We start from the raw sequence: 20,960 nt of genomic DNA, 5'->3' as shown, positions 1-20,960 counted from the left end.
GCTTACTAACTTACTGTTTGGTTTAAAGGTAATTTCAGCGCTGTAAATACGTTGAAATTACTCACCGCTTTATTTACTAAGGCGCTTTACAGTTATTTTTTAAGCGTCATTTAACATATTTATGAGGGTTAACCCGATGAAAACTAAATTATTAATGCTCGCGTGTTCAGTTATGGCTATTAACGTAGCCGCTAAAGAAACCATAACCATTGCCACTGTTAATAATGGTGACATGATCACCATGAAAGAGCTTAGCAATCATTTTGAAGAACAAAACCCAGATATTTCATTAAAATGGGTAACACTAGAAGAAAATATTTTACGTCAACGTGTAACAACCGATGTTGCCACAAAAGGCGGCCAATACGACGTAATGACAATTGGCACATATGAAGTGCCAATTTGGGGTAAACAAAACTGGCTAACTGAGCTTGATAACCTAGGTGAAAATTACGACGTTGATGACTTACTACCGGCTATTCGCAGTGGCTTAACGATAGATAACAAATTATACGCGGCCCCATTTTATGGCGAAAGCTCTATGGTTATGTACCGTACAGACCTAATGGAAAAAGCCGGCCTAGAAATGCCAAAGGCGCCTACGTGGAGCTTTATTCAAAAAGCTGCAAAAGCGATGACCAATAAAGATGAAGGTGTTTATGGCCTTTGCTTACGCGGTAAAGCTGGTTGGGGCGAAAATGTTGCTTTAATTACTTCAATGGCAAATTCGTTTGGCGCTCGCTGGTTTGATGAAAATTGGAAACCACAATTTAACACCCCTGAGTGGAAAGCCACACTCCAGTACTATGTAGATGTTATGAAAGAGTCTGGACCTGCGGGTTCGTCAGCGAATGGGTTTAACGAAAACCTAGCGTTATTTCAAACGGGTAAATGTGGTATTTGGATTGATGCAACGGTTGCTGGCGCATTTGTAACCAATAAAAAAGATTCTGAAGTCGCTGATAAAGTAGGCTTTGCACTTGCACCAGATAATGGCCTAGGTAAACGTGGTAACTGGCTATGGTCATGGACACTTGCAATTCCTTCTAGCAGTAAAAAATCTGATGCTGCAATGAAATTTATTAGCTGGGCTACATCAAAAGAGTACAGTCAATTAGTTGCCGATAACAAAGGCTGGGCAAAAGTACCGCCGGGTACTCGCGCATCACTTTATGAAAACGAGCAATACATGAATGCAGCACCGTTTGCACAAATAACGCTTGATTCTATTAATTCGGCCGACCCGAAAAACCCTACTGTTAAACCCGTGCCTTATGTTGGCATTCAGTTTGTAGCTATCCCTGAATTTCAAGGAATTGGCACTGCTGTTGGGCAGCAGTTTTCCGCTGCACTTACTGGGCAAATGACTGTTGAGCAAGCGCTTAACACATCACAACGCCTAGTTGAGCGCACAATGCGTAAAGCACGCTACCCAAAATAAATAAGTAGGCGGGTAAGTTTAGCGCTTACCTCGTATTTTTCGTCAGCATTAGCATGTTATCTAGTAGCCGTTTGTCGTTGTTGCTAAGGTTAATGCTGACTTTTTGAAGGTCACTGATATGGCAACTACACAGTCTCGTACGCTTGCACGCATAATGCTATTTCCTAGTGTAATTTTATTACTAGGATGGATGATAGTGCCGCTGTGCATGACACTCTATTTCTCGTTTGTAGATTACAACTTACTTATTCCTGGTAAACGCGAATTTGTAGGCTTTTTAAACTACGAGTTTTTTTTAACAGATCCCGCATTTGTTGAATCCTTTTTTAATACCCTTTATTTAGTAACGGGTGTATTAGCTATCACAATTTGTGGTGGTATCGGTTTAGCTGTTCTCCTCGACCAAGCAATATGGGGGCGAAACTATGTTCGTATTATGGTTCTCGCCCCATTTTTTGTTATGCCAACCGTATCGGCTTTGGTGTGGAAAAACATGTTTATGAACCCTGTAAACGGATTATTTGCACACTTTTCAATTTGGCTCGGGTTTGAACCTATCGACTTTTTTGCGCAAATGCCTTTGTTTTCAATCATTATTATTGTTTCTTGGCAGTGGTTACCGTTTGCTGCGTTGATATTACTCACGGCAATTCAATCCCTTGACCGCGAACAACTCGAAGCTGCCGATTTAGATGGTGCAGGGCCTTTTAGTAAGTTTTTTTACATAGTGCTGCCGCATTTATCACGCGCTGTTACCGCTGTTATTTTAATTGAAACTATATTTTTACTGTCTATTTTTGCAGAAATTTTAGTGACAACCAGTGGCGGGCCTGGGTATGCATCAACCAATATTACTTACTTAATTTACACCCAATCGTTATTACAATTTGATGTAGGCGGGGGCTCAGCAGGGGGCATAGTTGCAGTAATTATTGCCAATATTGTAGCCATATTTTTAATGCGCCTTATTGGTAAAAACTTAGAGGGTTAATCATGGCTAGTGCAGCAAATAAAAAATCAAAACTAATTTATACCCTGGCAGCATGGACCATCAGTGGGATGATATTTTTCCCAATTTTATGGACATTAATTACCAGTTTTAAAACCGAAGCAGAAGCAATATCAGCCACACCAGCGTTATTTGCTTTTGATTGGACACTGGAAAACTATCAAGATGTGTTAGCCCGCTCGCCGTATTTTGATCACTTTTGGAACTCGGTGGTTATATCACTAGGCTCAAGTTTATTGGGCTTATTAATAGCCGTACCAGCCGCGTGGTCAATGGCGTTTGTGCAAACGAAAAAAACTAAAAACCTACTTATGTGGATGCTTTCTACAAAAATGCTCCCGCCGGTAGGGGTGTTAATTCCTATTTATTTACTCTTTAGAGACTTTGCTTTATTAGATACAAAACTGGGCTTAGTTATTGTTATGACCTTAATAAACTTACCGATTATGGTATGGATGTTATACACCTACTTTAGAGAAATTCCGGGTGAAATTTTAGAGGCGTCACGAATGGATGGTGCAACTATTGGCGAAGAGATATTTCATGTATTACTGCCAATCGCATTACCCGGCATAGCCTCAACATTACTGTTAAACGTAATTTTGGCATGGAACGAAGCATTTTGGACACTCATTTTAACCGCTGCGAATGCCGCACCACTAACGGCATTTATTGCCAGTTACTCAAGCCCAGAAGGGTTATTTTACGCCAAGTTGTCGGCAGCATCTGCCATGGCCATTGTGCCAATATTAATTCTTGGTTGGTTTAGTCAAAAACAATTAGTGCGCGGCTTAAGCTTTGGCGCAGTAAAGTAGGAGAACACACATGGGCAGCATCACACTAAAAAAAGTAACTAAAAGTTTTGATGAAGTTAACGTAATTAAACCGCTTGATTTAGAGATAAAAGACGGCGAATTTATTGTATTTGTAGGGCCATCGGGTTGTGGTAAATCAACATTACTACGTATGATTGCCGGATTGGAAGACACAACCAGCGGCACAATTGAGATTGATGGCCAAGATGCCACACAGACGCCACCGGCAAAACGTGGTTTAGCTATGGTATTTCAGTCGTACGCTTTGTACCCGCACATGAGTGTACGCAATAACATTGCGTTTCCACTAAAACGCGCAAAAGTAAGCCCTGCTGAAATTGAAAGTAAAATAGCAAATGCCGCTAAAATACTTAATTTAACTGATTACTTAGACCGTAAACCAGGGCAATTATCGGGCGGGCAACGCCAACGTGTAGCAATAGGGCGCGCAATTGTTAGGCAACCGTCGGCTTTTTTGTTTGACGAACCGCTTTCAAATTTAGATGCATCACTTCGTGTAAATATGCGCTTAGAAATTTCTGAGCTACACAAAAGCTTAGCTACAACAATGATTTATGTAACACATGATCAAGTTGAAGCGATGACAATGGCAGACAGAATTGCGGTATTTAATGGGGGGATTATTGAGCAAGTCGGTACGCCACTTGAGCTGTATCAGCACCCGGTAAATAAATTTGTGGCAGGCTTTATTGGTTCACCAAAAATGAACTTTATTGAAGTAGATAACGATAGCCATGCACAAACGCACAGTTTGGGTGTACGTCCTGAGCACTTTGAAATTTCAACTGAGTCAGGAACTTGGCAAGGTACTGTAGGCGTTATCGAGCATTTAGGTTCTGAAAGCTTTTTACATGTAACTATTAACGATGGCAGTACGGTTACGGTAAAAGCAGATGGCGATTGCCCACTACAATATGGCGATACAATTTATTTAAGTGCACCTGAGCACAAGGTACATAGATTTGATAAAAATGGTTTAACGATTAAAAACCCAACAGTTTAATCCGCCGTTTTAGGCCAATACTTTAGGAATAGCAAATTTACCTAAAGTATTGGTTATTAAATTAATGTGATACTTCGGCATTTTATAAATGAATGATATATTTGCAAATATTGTAAAATGATTTATCGCTAAACTAAGCGGCTTATCAAAATAAGAGGTTTATGTGGCAAAGCTATCAAATACAGAAATACGTAAGCTCGATGATGCAGCTAGAGCAGGGTGGCTCTATTATGTTGCGGGTAAAACACAAGACGAAATTGCCAAAAAACTCAATGTATCTCGTCAATCGGCTCAACGTATGGTGGCATTATCTGTAAGCCAAGGGCTTATTAAAGTAAGGCTCGATCATCCTATTGCTAAATGTATGGATTTAGCAGAAAAAATTAAAAGCCGTTTTGGCTTAGACTCTTGTGAAGTAGTGCCTAGCGATGGTTCAGATCCAAATTCTACAGTGGGTTTAGCGCAAGCCGGTGCTGCTGAAATACAACGCCATTTAAAATCAGAAACACCGAAAATTTTAGCTATGGGGACCGGGCGCGTACTACGTGCATGCGTTGATGAACTGCCAACGCTAGATTGTAGCCAACACAAAGTAGTGGCTATGCTTGGCAACATGGCACTTGATGGGTCGGCTTCACCTTATGATGTAGTCGTTAGAATGGCCGAGCATATAAATGCAAAGCATTACCCAATGCCGCTTCCTGTATTACCAAGAAGTGTTGAAGAAAAACAGCAATTGCATTCACAACATAATATTACCAGTAACTTAAAATTGGCCACCCAAGCCGACGTAACGTTTGTGGGTGTAGGTAGCCTAGGCGAAAAATCGCCATTGCATATTGATGGCTTTGTTGATGAGCAAGAGCTAAAAGAGCTACAAAATTTAGGGGCTGTGGGCGAAATGATCAGCTGGGTTTACGACAAACGCGGCCAATTAATTGACTGCACTGTAAACCAACGCGTTGCCAGTACGCCATTAAAAATTGAAGGTAATAAACAAATTTACGCTATAGCCGCCGGTGAAGATAAGGTACTTGCGATACTTGGTGCAGTTAGATCAAATATGATCAGCGGTTTAATTACTAACGAATACACAGCAGAACGTATTTTAAGTATGGATTAGCAAAGGTTGTTTTAGGTAGCTTTTTAAAATCTACGGATGATAACTGAGCCTTTTATTTTCAAATAAGGAAAATTAACAGGCTCATTTAAAATACCAATAAAGTTTTAATAAATGTAGGCTTTTTATAAAACGTTTTAAATAGCGCTGTAATAAAAAAACGCCGCAATGAAAGAACGTTGATGAAAATAGCAAAGCAAAAACTGCTATGGTTAAAATTTTAAAGTAGCCAATGCTTAAAGTTCTTTGTAACTAATATAGTTAGTAAAGTTTTAAGTGTAATGAATAATAAAACGTAATGACCAGAAATAAACTAAAAGCACTTAACAAAGTAAGGCTTGATATAGCTTGGTAAAACCACCTTAATGTCCGATACCGTCTAGTATTGGACATAGTAGGAGTGCAATACGCACTCCTTATTATAATATACATAACAACCTATAATTTATATTATGTTAAATAAGGTGAATTAATACGTAATCAAAGTAAGTAGCTTCTATTATTTACGTATAAACCCTTATTTATGGTGTTTTGAGTAATAGTCTTTTAAAGTTGGTCTTTCAGTTAACCGTTCAAATTGTTATGTACAGTAACTTTTAACAACAACTTACGCACTACATTTTACACCGATATTTTCGCTAATGTTTATTTAGTATTTCAATCTTATAAAGCCTAGCAATTACAAATTCCATATAGCTGCCTCTATATTCCCTTTATAAAAATTAATTACCTTTTTTAAACAAGCTCAAATTTTGTAATTTTCGTTTCTATCATTTTATTTGAAGCTAACTTATTGCTACAAGAATTTATTACGCCTCATATCAGGTTTAATTTAAAGCCTTAGATTTAAGTTCTTCAAAACCTAAGGCCTAACGCAAAAATAATATGGCTTAGTTACAACCTAGTTCAGACCTTAAACCATACACTGATGATTCAATTGTTTGTGCACTGTTATACGATAAGTTTGGCATTACATTTATACCCGAGCGCGATTCAACTTCATCAATACTTACTTCGGTATTACAAAAGTTATCACTGCGACTTGCTGTTTGCTCCATAATAAATGCCGATGCTTTAATTGTGCTACCAGTTTGCTGCATAACAATTTTAAAATAGCCGCTTGGAATCGTATGTGCTTCGTTAGCTTGTGGTAACTCTGCAAAATAATATTCGTATAATGGACCTGTTACTACATATAAATCATTTCCATTTCCTACGTGATTTCGCACTGCAGATTCAAGCCTAACCCATGGGCCTTGATTTAATGCGGATGATTGCGGCGTAATATTAGAAAGTAAGTTTGTTAGTTTCCAATCAGCCGTATTGCTAAAAGATGCTAATGGAACTTGATGGCCTCTATCGGTATTTATTGTTGCATATGCATCGGTGTAATCACTAGGTTTAAGGGCGTGCCAGTCATTCGAGATTGAATTTGCAACAGTGTGTTTGGTTTTTAGGCAAGGCAGAGCCAATGTAGTGTGGTTATTCCCCATAAATTGGCGATAACGCTGCATAAATACCAAACACGCGTTGCCTAGTAAGGTTCTTTCTAGGGGCGATTTACTCTTTGTTACTCGATTTTTACTTAGCCCACTAGGTTACAAAACTCGTGCCGCGATTAAATAGCCCCTAGTTCGAACAAATTTAATCCTGAAAGACAGGCACGCCCTTTGTATAGTGAGAATATAAATCCGGATCGGCTTTCCAACTTCTACTTCTCGATGGTCCACTCATAGTGCTGGTAGTAACATGGTAAGCCACCCAATCTGCAAACTTTGTATAACGATTATTTTTTAAAGTATAAATACTTCGCTCAATTGTATTGCCATTATCTAAACCTGTTGGGCAACCTTGTAAACAATTGTCTGCACTTGCACTGTGCGCAAAACATAAACCTGTAAGTACTATTGATGCCTTTATTATTGTCTTCATTGTTTTATCCTCAATTAAATGAGGGTGAAAATTAGCAGTACATTATTACAGCAATATGTATCTAACTAATTGTTTATAAATACAATAATATCGTCTTAGGCTTTTGGTATTACTAATAAAAGTCGCGAGTATACAGTTACCCTCGCCTTATATTTAACGCAGTAACGTCACTTGTAGACCTAGCGAATAAGGGGTTTTTTATATACCTACATGCATTATGTTAAATTGAGTTCTTTGTGGTTTTCTATGCGTAATCACCCTGATATAAAGCGTTTACGCATACTTTTAATGTATGAACATTGAGCTATTAATAGCGGTTTATACTTAAATGGTTTAATACTAAAAAATAGATGAAAACAAAAAGCCGTTTGAGTAACTAATTATATAAAAATTAATAAAGCTCAAACGGCATGGTTTTATATACATGTTAGCCAAAGTGGCTAACTAGTCCTTTAAAACTAAGGTGCTTTAGAACTTTTTATCAGCCAAAAATTCACCCATTAACGAAGTTACTCGTTCTGGTTTTTCATCTATAACCCAGTGCCCTGCTTTTTCTATCCAAGTTAGTGTTGCATTTGGTAAGGTTTGAGCTAACTGAGGTGCATATTTAGGTTTTTGAAAGTTATCTTCATCACCCCATAAAATGAGGGTTTCATGCTTTAAGCTTTTAAGCTCACCGGCAATTGCTTGTGTGTACTCTTTATTAAGTCGGCGCATATTATTGAATAACGCTGCTTTACCTTGCTCATTACTCCATTGCTTTAAATACTGTTTTTTAAGCTCATCGGTCATTATGCTTTTATCGTATACACCTTTTGGCATAAAATCATTTAGCGTATCAACAAACTCATCAACCGATGTTTCTTGCTCTACACCAGGTTCAAGCAAAGGTTCAAACTCGGGTATTGGCCAAGAATCAAAGCAAACACTATCAATTAATATTAAGCTGTTTACTTTTTCTGGGTAATTTACCGCCATGAGTTGTGCAATTCCGCCACCTATATCATGAGAGGCAATGTTTGCTTTAGCAATACCTAGCTCATCCATAAATTGACTGATTATTTTGCATTGGGCATTAATTGATACATCGGTATTTTTTGGCATATCCGATTCGCCGTAATTGAGTAAATCAGGCGCAATAACACGATGTTGCTCACTCAGTGTTGGCATAACATTTCGCCATAACGATTTGTTAGTCGGAATACCATGTAATAATAGTAGCGGTGTGCCCTCGCCCATTTCTTGATACGCAATTTTGTGGCCTTCAACGGTAATGGTTTGTGTTTTACTCATACTTATTATCCTAATCAATATTTTAAATTTAGTCTAAACCTGTGTATGTATAGTGATGAGCAATTATCATCCCAGCTTGTTTTTAAAATATTTTTTTTGATGCTTTAATAATTACAAAAACCTGAGAGCGTTTTAAAATGCGGTCTGCGGCTATTAATAGTAAGTAGGATTTATTTTGAGTTAAGCGAAAAGAGTAAAATATAAAGAGTCTAAAATAACCTTCATTTTTAAAATTATGAAATAAAGTAGCAGCTACATGAAATAATTACTGCCAGTTTGGGCCTATTAAAAATAATAGGCCCTGTGTATTTTACAGTTTTATATTGTTTAATTTGGACTAGCTTAGCAAATGCTTAATTTTATTAATTAATACTTGCTGCTTTACTGGTTTTTCAAGCATGTCGTCAAACCCAAGTTCAACATACTTTGCATTACTATTTGTGTCAGAATCTGAAGTGTGGGCAATAATTTTGGTTTGCTTGTCTGCGTTATGTTTTTTTATTTTAAGCATCGCGTCAGTGCCCGACAGTTCTGGCATAACAATATCCATTAAAATAATATCGTAATTATTTTGCGACACCATCAACATAGCTTCTATTGCATTGCTTGCATAATCTATTGCTACGTTTTCATCTTTTAGCATGGCTTTAATAACCATTTCTACGAGCGGCTCATCATCAACTAACAACAACGATTTGGTGTTGTTAAATTCTGTATGCGTTGTAGTTACAGTAATGGACTCTTGCTTGTTTGCACTTACGGGTAACAATTCTACGGTGTTAACTAATAACGATAAATTAATAGATGTTGTTTTACCGCGCTCGTGCACAGTAATATTTTTACCGCCGAGCATTTTAAAAATTGAGATAAAAAACCGCAGCTCTAATGTAGCATCAAAATTAATATCGCTTTCAAAAGACCGTTGTTTGCTTACCATTTGTAACTGACTATAAAAATTTCCCTGATTTGCTAAGTTATTTATAGAAAAATCCAGCGACAAATAATGTTTACCTTGCTCGTTAATCAGCTCAGAATTTAATGACAATTTGCCTTGATGTGTGCTTTCTATAAGCTCACTAGCAAGCTGAATAATTAATTGCATAATCAGTTTTTCATCACTGCTTATGCCTTTATCTATGGGCACATTGTTATTAATCATTATATTTTTATCATCAGAGTCTTTATTAAGAATATCGGCCGTATTTTTAAGTAAGTCAGCTAAATTAATAGCGCTCATTTTAAGCTTTAATTTACCGGTATCGGTTTTATTTATATTAACCAACTGCTGCACAACACAACTTAACTGTGTGCATGCATTTTCTAACTCATTGTTAAAATTGCCTTTACTGTTTTTATAATTAAGCTCTACTATAGATTGCAGTGAACTAAGTGGTGCTTTTAATTGCATTGCTAAGCGTGCTACAAATTTATCTTTTAGCTGGTTAGCTTGCTTAGATTTTTCTACTACTTGGGCAAGTAATAACTCTTTTTGATGCGCTTGTGTTTCATCTCTAAAGTAACAAACAAAGCCACCAAAGTCGGTATGCCTTTGCACAACGGTGATCCAGCGTCCATCACTAAAGCCGATATCTATTAATTGGCTATGTTCATTAGCTAATTTATTATGCTCTTGATAATGCGTAATAATATTATTTTGTTGAGATATACTCATTATTTGGCTGTAACTTAATTGCTTATTGCTTTGAATAACATGAGAAAACAATTCGTTAAATGCCTGATTAGTTATTACCGGAAATTCGTTACTATTAAAAATGGCAAAGCCATGCGGCAGTGCATCAAGCGAGCTTGAAAACAGCGATTCTCTATTAAGTATAAGGGTATTTTTTTGTTTAATTTCGTCATGTAAGCGCCTTGGTAAACGTAAAAAATAATAAACAAATGCAAATATAGCTAAGCTAATTAATGCCAGTTTAAATAAGTCGAACCTAGATACATTAGCAGGCGTTATCGGTTTAATGGGTTGTACATGCAAGCGCCACGTAGCAGGAAAACGGCTACTTGCTGCGCTTATGCTGTTAGGGATAGTTTTAACATTTAGCTCCCCCCTACTTCCTAATATAAACTGAGGGGTTGATATAAATAAATTATAATTTTGCGTATTTAGCTTACCTATAATGGCATTTAAAAACTTACTTAAATCAAAGGCTGTGAGTGTATAAATAGCGCTATTACCCATGTTTATTTCTGAAATTAAAAACGCTGTATCGGCTACAGTAAATACCTCTACTGATTGTTTATTTGCTCGCATTGAAAATGCGTTTAGCCAATTAGTAAAGCCATAAGCTGCTAAATCAAAGTTGTTTTTAGACCATATGGCAAGCTGTTTATAGTCATTATCAAATACAACAAAACCTTTATACGTTAAACTGCTTGATACCTGCGTTTTTACTAAATCACTTAATTGTTGCTGTGTATAACTTTGTTGGCTTCTTAAAAAGCCTGCAACAATTTTATCTTTTTGAGTAATATAAAGTGCTTGGTTGTCAAAGCGCTCTAATGCATCAAACAGCGTTTGCCTTAACTGCTGAGTTTGTATGGCATAGGCACTTTTTTTATCTTTTTTATCTAACGTATATAAAAGCAAAGCCGAGAACGAGCAAATAACCAGCGCAATTAAAAAGGCCACCGGCGCTAAGCTAAATAAATGAACAAATCGATTCAGTGATTTTGTCTCACTCGGTTTAATTGCCTTAGTTGGGGTAAAATGCTTATTAAGCTGGGTTTGCAGTAATTGCGCAAAAGATACAAATTGCTCTTTTTGAGAGCCTATAAGTGTTTTAGGTGAAATATCGGCAATGATCAGTACGCCAATTAAGCTGTTATCTAAATTATAAATGGGATATTGAGAGTAAAAGCGTACCTGTTGGCAGCGCCCTTTTGTTAGTGGGTCAAATAAGGTGTCTTCAATTATGTAGAGTTTTTCTTGTGTGCACGTTTGTGCCAAGCTATTTAATTCACTGTCGGCTTTGTATGGGTCATCGCAGCTAATAATTTGTTGCGTATACAAGGCATTATAATCAACGAACTTAACAATAGAAACATCATAAAACTGCTTCATTAGGGTTAGCGTTTCGGTTATTTCTTGTTTTATTTCATCTATTTGTGTGTTGTTAAATTCATTTATATTATTTGCATATGAGCTGTTCATGGGCGCACTCCTTCACCTTTCGGCGGTGTAGAAATCCAACGCGTGCTGTTAGCACTTGTATGTGATGGAAGTTTTACTCTAAATGGCGGAAGTAAGTTATTTAAAGCAGGTTCGCCTTGTGTATTTAACACCGGCTCTGCCGAGGTTAAATTGAGCGAAGCCTCGCAGTAAGTTACGCCAGGCTCTATGCCAATAAGGGCCAGCGTTTGAATAATTATGTCGTTATTTATTAAATCGATACCTAGCAGCTCAAAAGTTGTTTCTAAAATAGTAAATGCCAGTGTTTCTACTATATTTTCATCTTCTTCTAGTTGCGTACCTTGTGGGCAGCAAATACCGCCTAGCTCTACATCTACACTGCTTGCTACACCTATGAGCGACAGTGCATCAAGCGCGGTTCCTAATAACACTTCAACTTGTGGCAAATATAAATCAAGAATATCGCCTTGCGGCTCATACCCTGTTCGGCAACTATTGCACGACTGCGATAATTGCTGACTGTCTATGCCTAGTAACGGATTCCCAAGCGCAGTTACACCAACCAAACAACTACTATCGGCTTGCTGTTTAGCAATTGAAAAGCTTTCGCATGGGTTACCAGTAACTACCTTTTGAGACATATAGCGCGATACAATTTCGTCACCTGTTGCGGGGCACGCTAATGCTGTACTTTTTAGTAATTGCCCCATTACGGAGTTACTTAATTGGCCAATGGCATAATTAGGGCCTTGCTGTAGCGCATTGATATAACTTACATTGCCACTATTAGCGGTGTTACTAACTCCTAGACTATCTGAAAACTCATCACTTAAACTTTTTATACACGGGTTGCCTTGGCAATTAGGCGCATCGTAATAAATGGCTTCTCGTGAGGTGAACCTGTCATCGCGTATCCCAATTAAAGCGCGATATGTTGCATTTGCTTGGCGGTCTGTGTAAAAAATTAAAGGGGCCTGGTGCTCATCAAACCCAATGGCGATTCCCAAAGGGGTGTTATTAGCATCAACCACTGTTATTTGGTTATCTACCTTTGTGTGATAGCGCTTAATAAGTGCATCGCGCACTAAAATAACACCACCAATAGAGCCAATAATTAAAATGGTAATAATTAAAATCAGCTCAATAGTGAGTATGTAGCCCTGTTGGTATTGTTTATTCATAGAGCGCTCCTATAGCACTTCAACCAGCATTTTTAGTACATTCATTACCTGCAGCGCCGCAGGAAAAAACACCAGTACTAAAAACATAGGAAAACAAATTAAGATAATGGGAAAGGTGGTATGCAATGCTTTTTTATTTACTTTTTTAGCTAATAAAATATTTTTTTTAAGCGCAAAGCTTTCTAATTGTGACTCAACCGCCTGTATTAACGGGGTGCCAAGCTTAGAGCCAATAAGCATTAAATTAGCTAATTTTTTTAAACCCGAAACCCCTGTTCTGTCATATAACGAATTAAAGGCTGTTTCGCGGTCTTTACCGGCACTGAGCTCAAACAAAAATAGTTTAAGCTCTTTATATAAAGGGTGTTTTTTACTTAACCCGTGATCAACCGCTAAAGCAAATGCGCGCTCTAGCGAAAAGCCAGCGCGCATATACACTAACAGCACACTTAAAAAAAACTCTAAGCTATTGTTTATTTGTACTTTACGCTGGCCTTTTTTAAATAAAAACCACATATCAGGCGCAAAAAAGCTAATAAAACAGATAATGGCTACAAGCGGTGTACTTAATACATAACCAGTGATCTCTATGGCAGTATAAGCACAAAATGTGGCGGCCATTTTAAAGCAGTACATGCTCAATAAAATTTTATTTAACTGATACCCTGCCTGTCTAAATTGGCTTTTTGAAATAACAATTAATGGATACCAATTTATATTGGTTTTGATAGGTTGCTGAACCTCAGCCTTTAATGACTGCTTTTGAATATGGATAAATGCACCCATACTCACCAATAAGCCAACAAATAAAAATAGGTCTATCATAGCGTTACCCTCAAGCTTAGGCGAAGCCATAAAAAGCCAAATAACTGGCAAAGCACCGCAACGGTAATAAAGGCCATGCCATTGGGGTTATTTAACAGCGGATCGAACCAGGTTGGATCGGTGTAATTAAATAAAGGCACTAAAGCGTAGGGTAAAACGCCACTAAACAGCGCAGCGTATTTAGTACCAGAAAGCTTAGCTTTGAGCTGCTGGCGATCTAGCGTTCTTAACGACATCATTTTGCATACACTTTTAAGCATGTCAGTTAAATCGCACTGGCTTTGTGTATGAGTAATTATGCTATGTGCAAATAACCGCACGGTTTCACAGTTGTAGCGTTTAATTAAAGGGGCAAACGAGCTTTGTATATCACTGCCCATATTTAAGCGCTGCAGTAATAAATGACTTTGCGGTTTAATGTATTTATCGGCGTGTTCGTCGGCAAATTGCATAGCCTGAACAAGTGAAAGCCCAGTACTTAAACACGATTGTACGGTTTCTATGTACTCTAAAAATAAGTGCTCAAACTTGGCTAATTTATAGTGCGCTAAATCAATAATCACAATAAAGCAGGTTATAAATACAACCAAAGAAACGATTAATGCACTCGTAGTTGCTTGAGGATAAAAGTACTGTGCAACATACCAAGTACTGGTGGCAAGCGAGCAAGCAACGCTTATAAATAAAGCATTACTGATGTTAATCCCAAGTACCCGCAGTGACACTGTGATAATGTCTTTTTCTTCAAGTACATCAACCTCGTGCTTAGTATTTGTAGCGTGTGTTTTTACTTTAAGTGTTATAAAAACACTCAGTGCTAAAGTAAATGACATAATACTTGCTATGGCCAGTAAGTAATCAAGCTTATTCATAATTACGCTCCCTGGCCGGTTGCAGTAATGCACTAATTTCGTTTGCATTGGCACCTTGGCTTTGCATAAAGCTCACCACGCTTGAGGTACTAATTGCCTTATCATTTACTTGCTCGGTATCGCTTACGCTATACAGCGCAGAGTATTGCGCACGTGCGTCTACTCGCTTTATTTCGCCAATACTTTTTAGGGTTCTTACACCGTTTGTATTTCGAGAAACATGCACAATTAACTGAATGCTTGATGCGATTAATGCGCTGGTGTGGGTGTCGCTTAGCTGCGCGTTATGTAATTGCACTAGCGTTGATAATCGGGTTACCGCATCGCTTGCACTATTAGCATGTACGGTGGTCATTGAGCCTTGGTGGCCGCAGTTCATGGCTTGCAGCATGTCTATTACTTCACCTGCGCGTACTTCGCCTACAAGTATTCTATCGGCGCGCATTCTTAGTGCCGCTTTTACTAAATCACGCAGGGTAACGGCGCCTTTGCCATCGCTGTTGGTGTCGTGCGCCTCTAATTGCACCACATGATTATGGTGCAAATTTAGCTCTGCACTTTCTTCTATAGTTACTACCCGCTCGTTAGTATTTATTGAATTAGCGAGTACATTTAATAAGGTGGTTTTGCCTGCGCCGGCATTTCCACATACTAAAATATTAACCCCTAAGGCCACCGCGGTTTTTAAAAAAGTGAGGCAGTTTTTGCTTAAAAACTTATTGTCGATTAAAAAATCATCGTTAATTTTTTTGTGATTAAATTTTCTAATCGAAACAATAGCAGCACTGGTGCATGCCGGTGGCACTACAATATGTACCCTGCTGCCATCTTTTAGTTTGCCATCTACAATGGGAGTCAGAGCGTTAACTTGTCGAGCGCAACTATCTAGTAATCTATCAACAAAACGACGTAAGTGACGTTCATCGTCAAACTTACTGGCTGTACATAGCAATTTACCTTGCTTATCTATCCAAATATTTTGCGTATCGTTAATTAAAATATCGCTTACTTGGTCATCCAGCATAAATTGCGCTATTGGTCCTAAACCTTGTATTTCGTCGTAAACGGCTTGTACTACTTGAGCTTGTTGATGGCTGTTAAATGATGATTGTGCAAATTCGTCAATATCACTGCAAAGGGCGGATATTTTTTCAAGCAGCGCATCATTCAGTAAAGCACTTGGGTCTTGCTCATATTCTTCAATTACTGCATCGTGGAGAATTTTTTTAAGTGATTCAAAGGTATTTAAATTGGCTTCTACAGACTCTGGTTTACTTGATAAATTAAACATAGCGCCTCACTTAGCTACATAAACAGCTTGGTTTTTAACGCCTTTAACCACTTGAATTGTTCGGCTAGTTTGTAATTGGGAGAAATTTTGTAAGCGCCCTTGTTCAATGTCATAAGCGCTGTGCACAATTATCGATACCTTATCTTGGGTATCAATTGCGGCTAACGAATACACATCTTTAGGAAGTACAGCCAACACTAATGACACACCCGCGCTTGTTGCCGGCTCTTTTTTTGCTAGGCTGTCCATAACGCCATTTTTTTGCGCTTTACTGCCAGGACCCTTTGAAATACCAATAAGCTGCACATCGCGCGCAACGGTTCTTACAAGCCGGTTTGTTTTGGCAACAATATCTAAGCGGTCGCCTTTGTGCACCCGCGATAATGGAATATCTAAAGTGGTTAATTTTAATGTATAAAGCACTCTGCCTGCGGGGATCGCCTCTGATAAATTTTGGCTTTTAACCTGCATAAAATCTGTTTCAAATAGTGGTTGTTCACCCATTTTATTAGTGGCTAATTGCTTACCAATAAAGGCGCGGGGATTTTGTATACTTAGCGCCATATTTGCATAGTTACTGGGGTTTACATCTTTTTGGCTAATGTCGTGCACACTCACTACTTGCCCCGCCGACATATTTTTATTTACCACCCAGGCAGTAACTAAGTCTTGTTCGTTTACTTGTCTGATGCCAAGCGCTGAGGCCAACATGCCAGAGGTGATAAGTAAGGTGAGTGCAGCGGTAGTCGCCCCTTTATTATTTTTACTTTTCATAATTTCCTCCTGACAAATTTCACTGCCACACGGTTGTGGCAGTGTGATTTAGGTAGTTATAATTTTAATTACCTTGTGAACCACCTGCTGCTGTACGTGTTGCAGCATCGCCACTTGGCGTTGCATTAATAAGTGCAGCACTTTCACTAAAGTCAGAGGCAACAAAAGTAAACGAGCTACCATCACCTGCGTAAACATCTACTGCATCAACATAGCCAGAGCCTGAAATTTCTGCAGTGCCTTCGGCGTTGATCATGCCATCAAATACATAACTTTGATCTAACGAGCCAATTGCTTCTGCAACATCTTCAAGCTCGCTGGTTACAGAGTCTCGTAAGGTTGATAAACCAATTACTAGCGCTGCCACCATAGAAGTTGAAAGAATAATTAGCTCAGAAGTAAGTACAAAGCCTTGTTGTTTTTTACCGTTTAAGTTGCTTTTCATAGTTTTCATAATGATCACCTTAAATGTGTTAGAGCTTATGCCCACTTTATATATAGCGAGGACCGTGCCATTAATTAAACCATTAAAAATCAATTGGTTACCTTTATTGTTTAAAATGAGCTTTACTTATCCCTGTTGTGATTCGCATTTTGCAAATCATTATTAAAGTGCGTTACAACGCAAGCAGAGATTAATTAAAAGGCAAGCTGTTAACTCATTTATACAAAGCTTTTAAAAGTAAGAGTGACGAGCAATTAGCTGGGATTATTCATAAAGTGAGATAGGTTTAAACAACGCTGAGGATTGCTATTTTAATTGTTTAGGTAGGTACGTTGCTTTTACTTTTTATGAGCGGGTTTAACTAAGGAGTGCACAGTTTAATAAAATAAAAAGGCCTTGCGGCCTTAACTTTCACAATTACCAAGTACCGAAAGTTTCGCGTAGCGCGCTGTGGCTTGGCTGTGCTGCGCATCAAAACCTATTGCCTCATTATAATAATGGCACGCCAATGCGTTATCAGGTGTCGCCTCAGCTATTAGCCCTTTGTGATAGTAATAATGGCTTTTCTGCGTGCCAAATTTATAGGCAAGCTCTAAATAGTTAGCTGCAATAACGTAATGCCCTTGCGCATAATAAATAGACGCCATTTGTAAATACGGTGAAGCCTCAGTACCAAATTCATCAATAGCGTATTGGGCTATTTGTTTTGCTTTGGCTAAATTACCTTGCTCAATAGCCAAGTTAATACCTAAAGATAGCGCGTTTAAAGGCGGATTAGGTAAATTAAGAAGCTTGTTTATTACCGATTGCGCCTGATTAGCTCGTCCGCTTTTATAAATCGCATAAGCTGATACAGATAAAATAACCTTATTGTTTGGGTGCTCAAGCATTAACTGATTAAGCTCATGCACTAAGGCTAAACAATTAACCGCGCTTACCCCTTCACAAGTTAAAGCACTGCTGTTTAATGCATACTTAGTAACAATTTCACTTAGTGCAGTATGTGGGTTTACACTAGGCGCATAATCTATATGTGCGCAGCCCGATATACTCAGTAAAATAACGATATATATTATTTTCATAACCCTTGCTCCTGTATAAAACTGGCCATTTGGCTATCTAAATCAACTCTTCGCCACACACGTAAATTATTAACCGGCTCGCGGACTAAATTAGGGGTAACCACAATAATCAACTCGCGGTTGTTTTCGCTTTTACTGGTTGTTTCGCTTAATTTACCAAACAGGCTCTCGCCGTTTGCATCAGGTACAAAGTCGTGACTGGCGTTGTTATCTGTACTAATTAATCCACCAATAATTAAAGGTTGTCCGTCTTGTAAACGGGTAGATGTTTGCATGCTGCGCGTATTAAATGCACTGCTGTTTAAACTGCTGCCAGTGCTTTGTGCTATTTCTGCTGTGAGTGTGGTGTCTGGCAATGAAATAACCGGGTTTAAATCAAGGGTTATGCGGTCTTTGTCATCCACTAAAGCACGAACATTAAGCTCAACGCCGAACGATTTAAACTCAGTACCACTAAACACTGAACCGCTGTTACCTTGTTGCCCGCTGGAAACGCCAGATGGGCTGTAGCTTGTAGGTACTGGCACTTCGCCGCCTACTTTAAATACCGCGCTTTCGCCTGCAAGTACGGTAAGTGTAGGTCGCGAAAGCGTTCTTGAAATTCCCTCTTGCTCTAGCAAAGAAAACAACATATCAATGGCAAATTGCGAGGTTGATAACTGCAAGTTATTTGTTAATTGTCCGCCAATTAATTGCAGTGCGTTTTCTATTGATGCTGAGCCAGACTCACGGGCATTCATGCCTTCTAGGCCAAATAAACCTTGCTCGTTGTTATACCCATTCGAAAGCACACTAATATCTGGACGCCATTGCTTTAAGCGGCGCTGATTAACTTCATAAAGCTGCACCGACACCCTCACTTGAGGTAAGTCTTCTACTTCAATGCTTGAGAGCACTTTACCTTTAGCCACCGAAAGCAAAGTAGCCCGCGCTACGTTTGAATTAACATTGCTTAAAGTCAGGCCAGAATCGTCATTTAATAACCCGCCAGACTCATTTGCGAGTACTTCAATAGCGCTTGTTTCGTTTTGCGTTGCACTACTGATAAGCCCGTTTGGATCTAGTGCCGAAGTGGGTGCTTGGCTTGCTTGCTCTGGTTCAAATAATTTATTGATGGTATTTAACAAACGCACCAGTTCAATTTGATTTTTAACTGTGCCGCTGAGCATAAACACATCGTTATCATCGTTTGATAACTCATCAACCGAAATACGTTTTACAGTTACTTTGTCAGCCCCCATCGATTTTAACACCTGCGCTATGCGCGCTTCCTTAGGCTTTGGCGCTTGCGTAACTTTAATAAGGTTAATAATCGCTACTTTACTTGAGCTTTGTGCTAAGCCATTGTTTAAATTACCCATGCCCTGTAAACGCTGCGCTAAAGAATTAAACATTCCTTGGTTAGGCGCAGAGGTAATAACAGGTTGCGCCGATTGCGAGCTACTTGCATATAAATAGTTTTTTGCTGCTTCGTGGGCTGCATGGCGATAATTAAGCGTAGGTACTTCGCCACGTAGTACTACCGCGTGTCTATCAGGTGCGATAGTGAGCGCTAAGTTAGGATGAATATCGTTAAGGGCATTTTCAAGTACACTGTAGTCTTCGGTCACGCCCAGCAAAAATGTTTCTGATGTGTTGTCGTCATACCACACCATCATAGAGGTGCGGCCCAACTTTTTAGCTAAAATTAACAGCTCGCGTCCGTTTACTACGTTTACATCGAGTGTGGTTTCGTGGCCTAGCGCAACACGTGCTATATCGCGGTTAAATACAAAGCGAGTATGAGTCCACTTAACTAAGTGAGATACTTTTTTTACTCTATCGCCATTGGCGTTTTCTATGTAATTTAAACTGCTTTGCTTGGCGTATACACAGCACGGTAAAAAAAGTATTACAAAAATAATGGCTTTAAACATATGCGCGTCCTCAAGTATGCGTTGGTTTAACAGAGCAAGTTTAAGACCAGCAAATATTTAGCTTTAAATTCAATAAATTAAAATGGTTGGAGATATAAGCACAGGCGGCTTTAGTATTTTGATTTGCAAAATGCAAATGAAGTTAGGAGAGAAGGCACAAAGCAGTGCTTTGTGCCAAAAGTATTAATGCAGTGCGGCAGTAAAAGGAATGTTTTTACAAATTTCGGCTTCAGCGACTAGTAGCTCTTCTAAACGAACATCAACTTCTTCTTTATCAAAGTATTCGTACGCTAACTCTACAAATAAGTTTTTATGTTTTTCTTCTGATTTAGCAATCGCCACATAAAAGTCTTTTTCTTTACCCTCTGGTAAAGCTTGGGCAACCAATGAAAAACGCTCGTGGCCGCGGGCTTCAATAACGCCGCCAACCAGTAATCTATCCATTAAAAATCCATCACGGCCATGTCTAAATAAAGCGCGAATTTGTTTTATGTATGGATCTTTTTTGTCATCACCTAAATTAGTATCGCGTTCAATAAGCAGTTTAAGCACTTGTTTAAAGTGGATTAACTCCTCAAGCGCTAAATCGGTCATGGCTTTTACCAGTTTACGTTTGTCTGGGTAATGAGACAGCATAGAAATAGCCATGCCCGATGCCTTTTTCTCAGCGGCAGCGTGGTCTTGTAAAAACGTATTAAAGTCGGCTAAAACCGCTTCAGTCCATTCAAAGGGGGTGTTGTATTTTAATTCAAACATTTTTTGTACTACTTAAAAAATAATGCGGGGATTTTA

At 38.6% G+C, this 20,960-nt stretch carries 17 protein-coding genes and 1 pseudogene; 5 read left to right on the top strand and 13 right to left on the bottom strand.

Annotated elements, in window-relative coordinates; genetic code table 11:
• The first annotated feature begins 136 nt into the window (after positions 1-136).
• From OIZ54_RS01795 to OIZ54_RS01775, 5 genes are all read left to right on the top strand, one after another.
• Positions 137-1,441, top strand: coding sequence for an ABC transporter substrate-binding protein (locus OIZ54_RS01795; protein ID WP_256850414.1), 1,305 nt, complete (start codon positions 137-139; stop codon positions 1,439-1,441).
• Positions 1,442-1,559: 118 nt separating this feature from the next.
• Positions 1,560-2,432, top strand: a complete 873-nt coding sequence (locus OIZ54_RS01790) for a carbohydrate ABC transporter permease (protein WP_264389533.1) — start codon at positions 1,560-1,562, stop codon at positions 2,430-2,432.
• Positions 2,433-2,434: 2 nt separating this feature from the next.
• Positions 2,435-3,265, top strand: a complete 831-nt coding sequence (locus OIZ54_RS01785; protein WP_004586533.1) for a carbohydrate ABC transporter permease — start codon at positions 2,435-2,437, stop codon at positions 3,263-3,265.
• 10 nt (positions 3,266-3,275) lie between these two features.
• On the top strand, positions 3,276-4,289 hold the full coding sequence (locus OIZ54_RS01780) for an ABC transporter ATP-binding protein (RefSeq protein ID WP_029772719.1): 1,014 nt from the start codon (positions 3,276-3,278) through the stop codon (positions 4,287-4,289).
• A gap of 163 nt (positions 4,290-4,452) precedes the next feature.
• A complete protein-coding gene (locus OIZ54_RS01775; protein ID WP_004586535.1) occupies positions 4,453-5,412 on the top strand; it encodes a sugar-binding transcriptional regulator in 960 nt (319 codons plus the stop codon).
• Positions 5,413-6,299: 887 nt separating this feature from the next.
• Here OIZ54_RS01775 and OIZ54_RS01770 read toward each other — a convergent pair.
• The 13 genes and pseudogenes from OIZ54_RS01770 to OIZ54_RS01710 form a co-directional block, all read right to left on the bottom strand.
• Positions 6,300-6,923 (bottom strand): DNA/RNA non-specific endonuclease, encoded by a 624-nt coding sequence (locus tag OIZ54_RS01770; RefSeq protein WP_264389530.1) that lies wholly within the window; start codon positions 6,921-6,923, stop codon positions 6,300-6,302.
• Positions 6,924-7,080: 157 nt separating this feature from the next.
• A pseudogene (locus OIZ54_RS01765) lies at positions 7,081-7,341 on the bottom strand (DNA/RNA non-specific endonuclease); the annotation flags it as partial.
• 468 nt (positions 7,342-7,809) lie between these two features.
• The gene (locus OIZ54_RS01760; RefSeq protein ID WP_154944449.1) at positions 7,810-8,634 is read right to left on the bottom strand and encodes an alpha/beta fold hydrolase; all 825 of its coding nucleotides are present in this window, start codon (positions 8,632-8,634) and stop codon (positions 7,810-7,812) included.
• A 337-nt stretch (positions 8,635-8,971) separates the two neighbouring features.
• Positions 8,972-11,803 (bottom strand): response regulator, encoded by a 2,832-nt coding sequence (locus OIZ54_RS01755; protein ID WP_264389529.1) that lies wholly within the window; start codon positions 11,801-11,803, stop codon positions 8,972-8,974.
• On the bottom strand, positions 11,800-12,963 hold the full coding sequence (locus OIZ54_RS01750; protein WP_264389528.1) for a hypothetical protein: 1,164 nt from the start codon (positions 12,961-12,963) through the stop codon (positions 11,800-11,802). The genes OIZ54_RS01755 and OIZ54_RS01750 overlap by 4 nt, the downstream gene beginning before the upstream one ends.
• Positions 12,964-12,972: 9 nt before the next feature.
• Positions 12,973-13,788, bottom strand: a complete 816-nt coding sequence (locus OIZ54_RS01745) for a type II secretion system F family protein (protein WP_055253567.1) — start codon at positions 13,786-13,788, stop codon at positions 12,973-12,975.
• Entirely contained in the window at positions 13,785-14,660 is an 876-nt protein-coding gene (locus OIZ54_RS01740) for a type II secretion system F family protein (RefSeq protein ID WP_264389527.1), read from the bottom strand. Before OIZ54_RS01740 ends, OIZ54_RS01745 begins: the two co-directional genes overlap by 4 nt.
• On the bottom strand, positions 14,653-15,951 hold the full coding sequence (locus OIZ54_RS01735) for a CpaF family protein (protein WP_264389526.1): 1,299 nt from the start codon (positions 15,949-15,951) through the stop codon (positions 14,653-14,655). Before OIZ54_RS01735 ends, OIZ54_RS01740 begins: the two co-directional genes overlap by 8 nt.
• 6 nt (positions 15,952-15,957) lie before the next feature.
• Complete coding sequence (locus OIZ54_RS01730; protein ID WP_264389525.1) at positions 15,958-16,725, bottom strand: hypothetical protein; 768 nt, start codon at positions 16,723-16,725, stop codon at positions 15,958-15,960.
• A gap of 64 nt (positions 16,726-16,789) precedes the next feature.
• Complete coding sequence (locus OIZ54_RS01725; RefSeq protein ID WP_024033620.1) at positions 16,790-17,179, bottom strand: hypothetical protein; 390 nt, start codon at positions 17,177-17,179, stop codon at positions 16,790-16,792.
• Positions 17,180-17,574: 395 nt separating this feature from the next.
• Positions 17,575-18,252 carry a tetratricopeptide repeat protein gene (locus OIZ54_RS01720; RefSeq protein ID WP_264389524.1) on the bottom strand — a complete coding sequence of 226 codons (678 nt, stop codon included), beginning with the start codon at positions 18,250-18,252 and terminating at the stop codon, positions 17,575-17,577.
• Positions 18,249-20,168: a pilus assembly protein N-terminal domain-containing protein gene (locus OIZ54_RS01715; protein WP_264389523.1), complete on the bottom strand. Its 1,920-nt coding sequence runs from the start codon at positions 20,166-20,168 to the stop codon at positions 18,249-18,251. The genes OIZ54_RS01720 and OIZ54_RS01715 overlap by 4 nt, the downstream gene beginning before the upstream one ends.
• 183 nt (positions 20,169-20,351) lie before the next feature.
• Complete coding sequence (locus OIZ54_RS01710) at positions 20,352-20,924, bottom strand: tRNA-(ms[2]io[6]A)-hydroxylase (protein WP_024033616.1); 573 nt, start codon at positions 20,922-20,924, stop codon at positions 20,352-20,354.
• Between the last annotated feature and the right edge of the window lie 36 nt (positions 20,925-20,960).

This window comes from Pseudoalteromonas sp. A3 (genome assembly GCF_025942345.1).
In the GTDB taxonomy this organism is placed as follows: Bacteria; Pseudomonadota; Gammaproteobacteria; order Enterobacterales; family Alteromonadaceae; genus Pseudoalteromonas; species Pseudoalteromonas atlantica.
This window is presented reverse-complemented; position numbering and strand designations above follow the sequence as displayed.

Excerpts from the sequence above, each read along its gene's own strand:
- OIZ54_RS01795 (WP_256850414.1), top strand. The coding sequence starts at position 137 with ATGAAAACTAAATTATTAATGCTCGCGTGTTCAGTTATGGCTATTAAC.
- OIZ54_RS01790 (WP_264389533.1), top strand. The coding sequence starts at position 1,560 with ATGGCAACTACACAGTCTCGTACGCTTGCACGCATAATGCTATTTCCT.
- OIZ54_RS01785 (WP_004586533.1), top strand. The coding sequence starts at position 2,435 with ATGGCTAGTGCAGCAAATAAAAAATCAAAACTAATTTATACCCTGGCA.
- OIZ54_RS01780 (WP_029772719.1), top strand. The coding sequence starts at position 3,276 with ATGGGCAGCATCACACTAAAAAAAGTAACTAAAAGTTTTGATGAAGTT.
- OIZ54_RS01770 (WP_264389530.1), bottom strand. The coding sequence starts at position 6,923 with ATGCAGCGTTATCGCCAATTTATGGGGAATAACCACACTACATTGGCT.
- OIZ54_RS01760 (WP_154944449.1), bottom strand. The coding sequence starts at position 8,634 with ATGAGTAAAACACAAACCATTACCGTTGAAGGCCACAAAATTGCGTAT.
- OIZ54_RS01755 (WP_264389529.1), bottom strand. The coding sequence starts at position 11,803 with ATGAACAGCTCATATGCAAATAATATAAATGAATTTAACAACACACAA.
- OIZ54_RS01750 (WP_264389528.1), bottom strand. The coding sequence starts at position 12,963 with ATGAATAAACAATACCAACAGGGCTACATACTCACTATTGAGCTGATT.
- OIZ54_RS01745 (WP_055253567.1), bottom strand. The coding sequence starts at position 13,788 with ATGATAGACCTATTTTTATTTGTTGGCTTATTGGTGAGTATGGGTGCA.
- OIZ54_RS01740 (WP_264389527.1), bottom strand. The coding sequence starts at position 14,660 with ATGAATAAGCTTGATTACTTACTGGCCATAGCAAGTATTATGTCATTT.
- OIZ54_RS01735 (WP_264389526.1), bottom strand. The coding sequence starts at position 15,951 with ATGTTTAATTTATCAAGTAAACCAGAGTCTGTAGAAGCCAATTTAAAT.
- OIZ54_RS01730 (WP_264389525.1), bottom strand. The coding sequence starts at position 16,725 with ATGAAAAGTAAAAATAATAAAGGGGCGACTACCGCTGCACTCACCTTA.
- OIZ54_RS01725 (WP_024033620.1), bottom strand. The coding sequence starts at position 17,179 with ATGAAAACTATGAAAAGCAACTTAAACGGTAAAAAACAACAAGGCTTT.
- OIZ54_RS01720 (WP_264389524.1), bottom strand. The coding sequence starts at position 18,252 with ATGAAAATAATATATATCGTTATTTTACTGAGTATATCGGGCTGCGCA.
- OIZ54_RS01715 (WP_264389523.1), bottom strand. The coding sequence starts at position 20,168 with ATGTTTAAAGCCATTATTTTTGTAATACTTTTTTTACCGTGCTGTGTA.
- OIZ54_RS01710 (WP_024033616.1), bottom strand. The coding sequence starts at position 20,924 with ATGTTTGAATTAAAATACAACACCCCCTTTGAATGGACTGAAGCGGTT.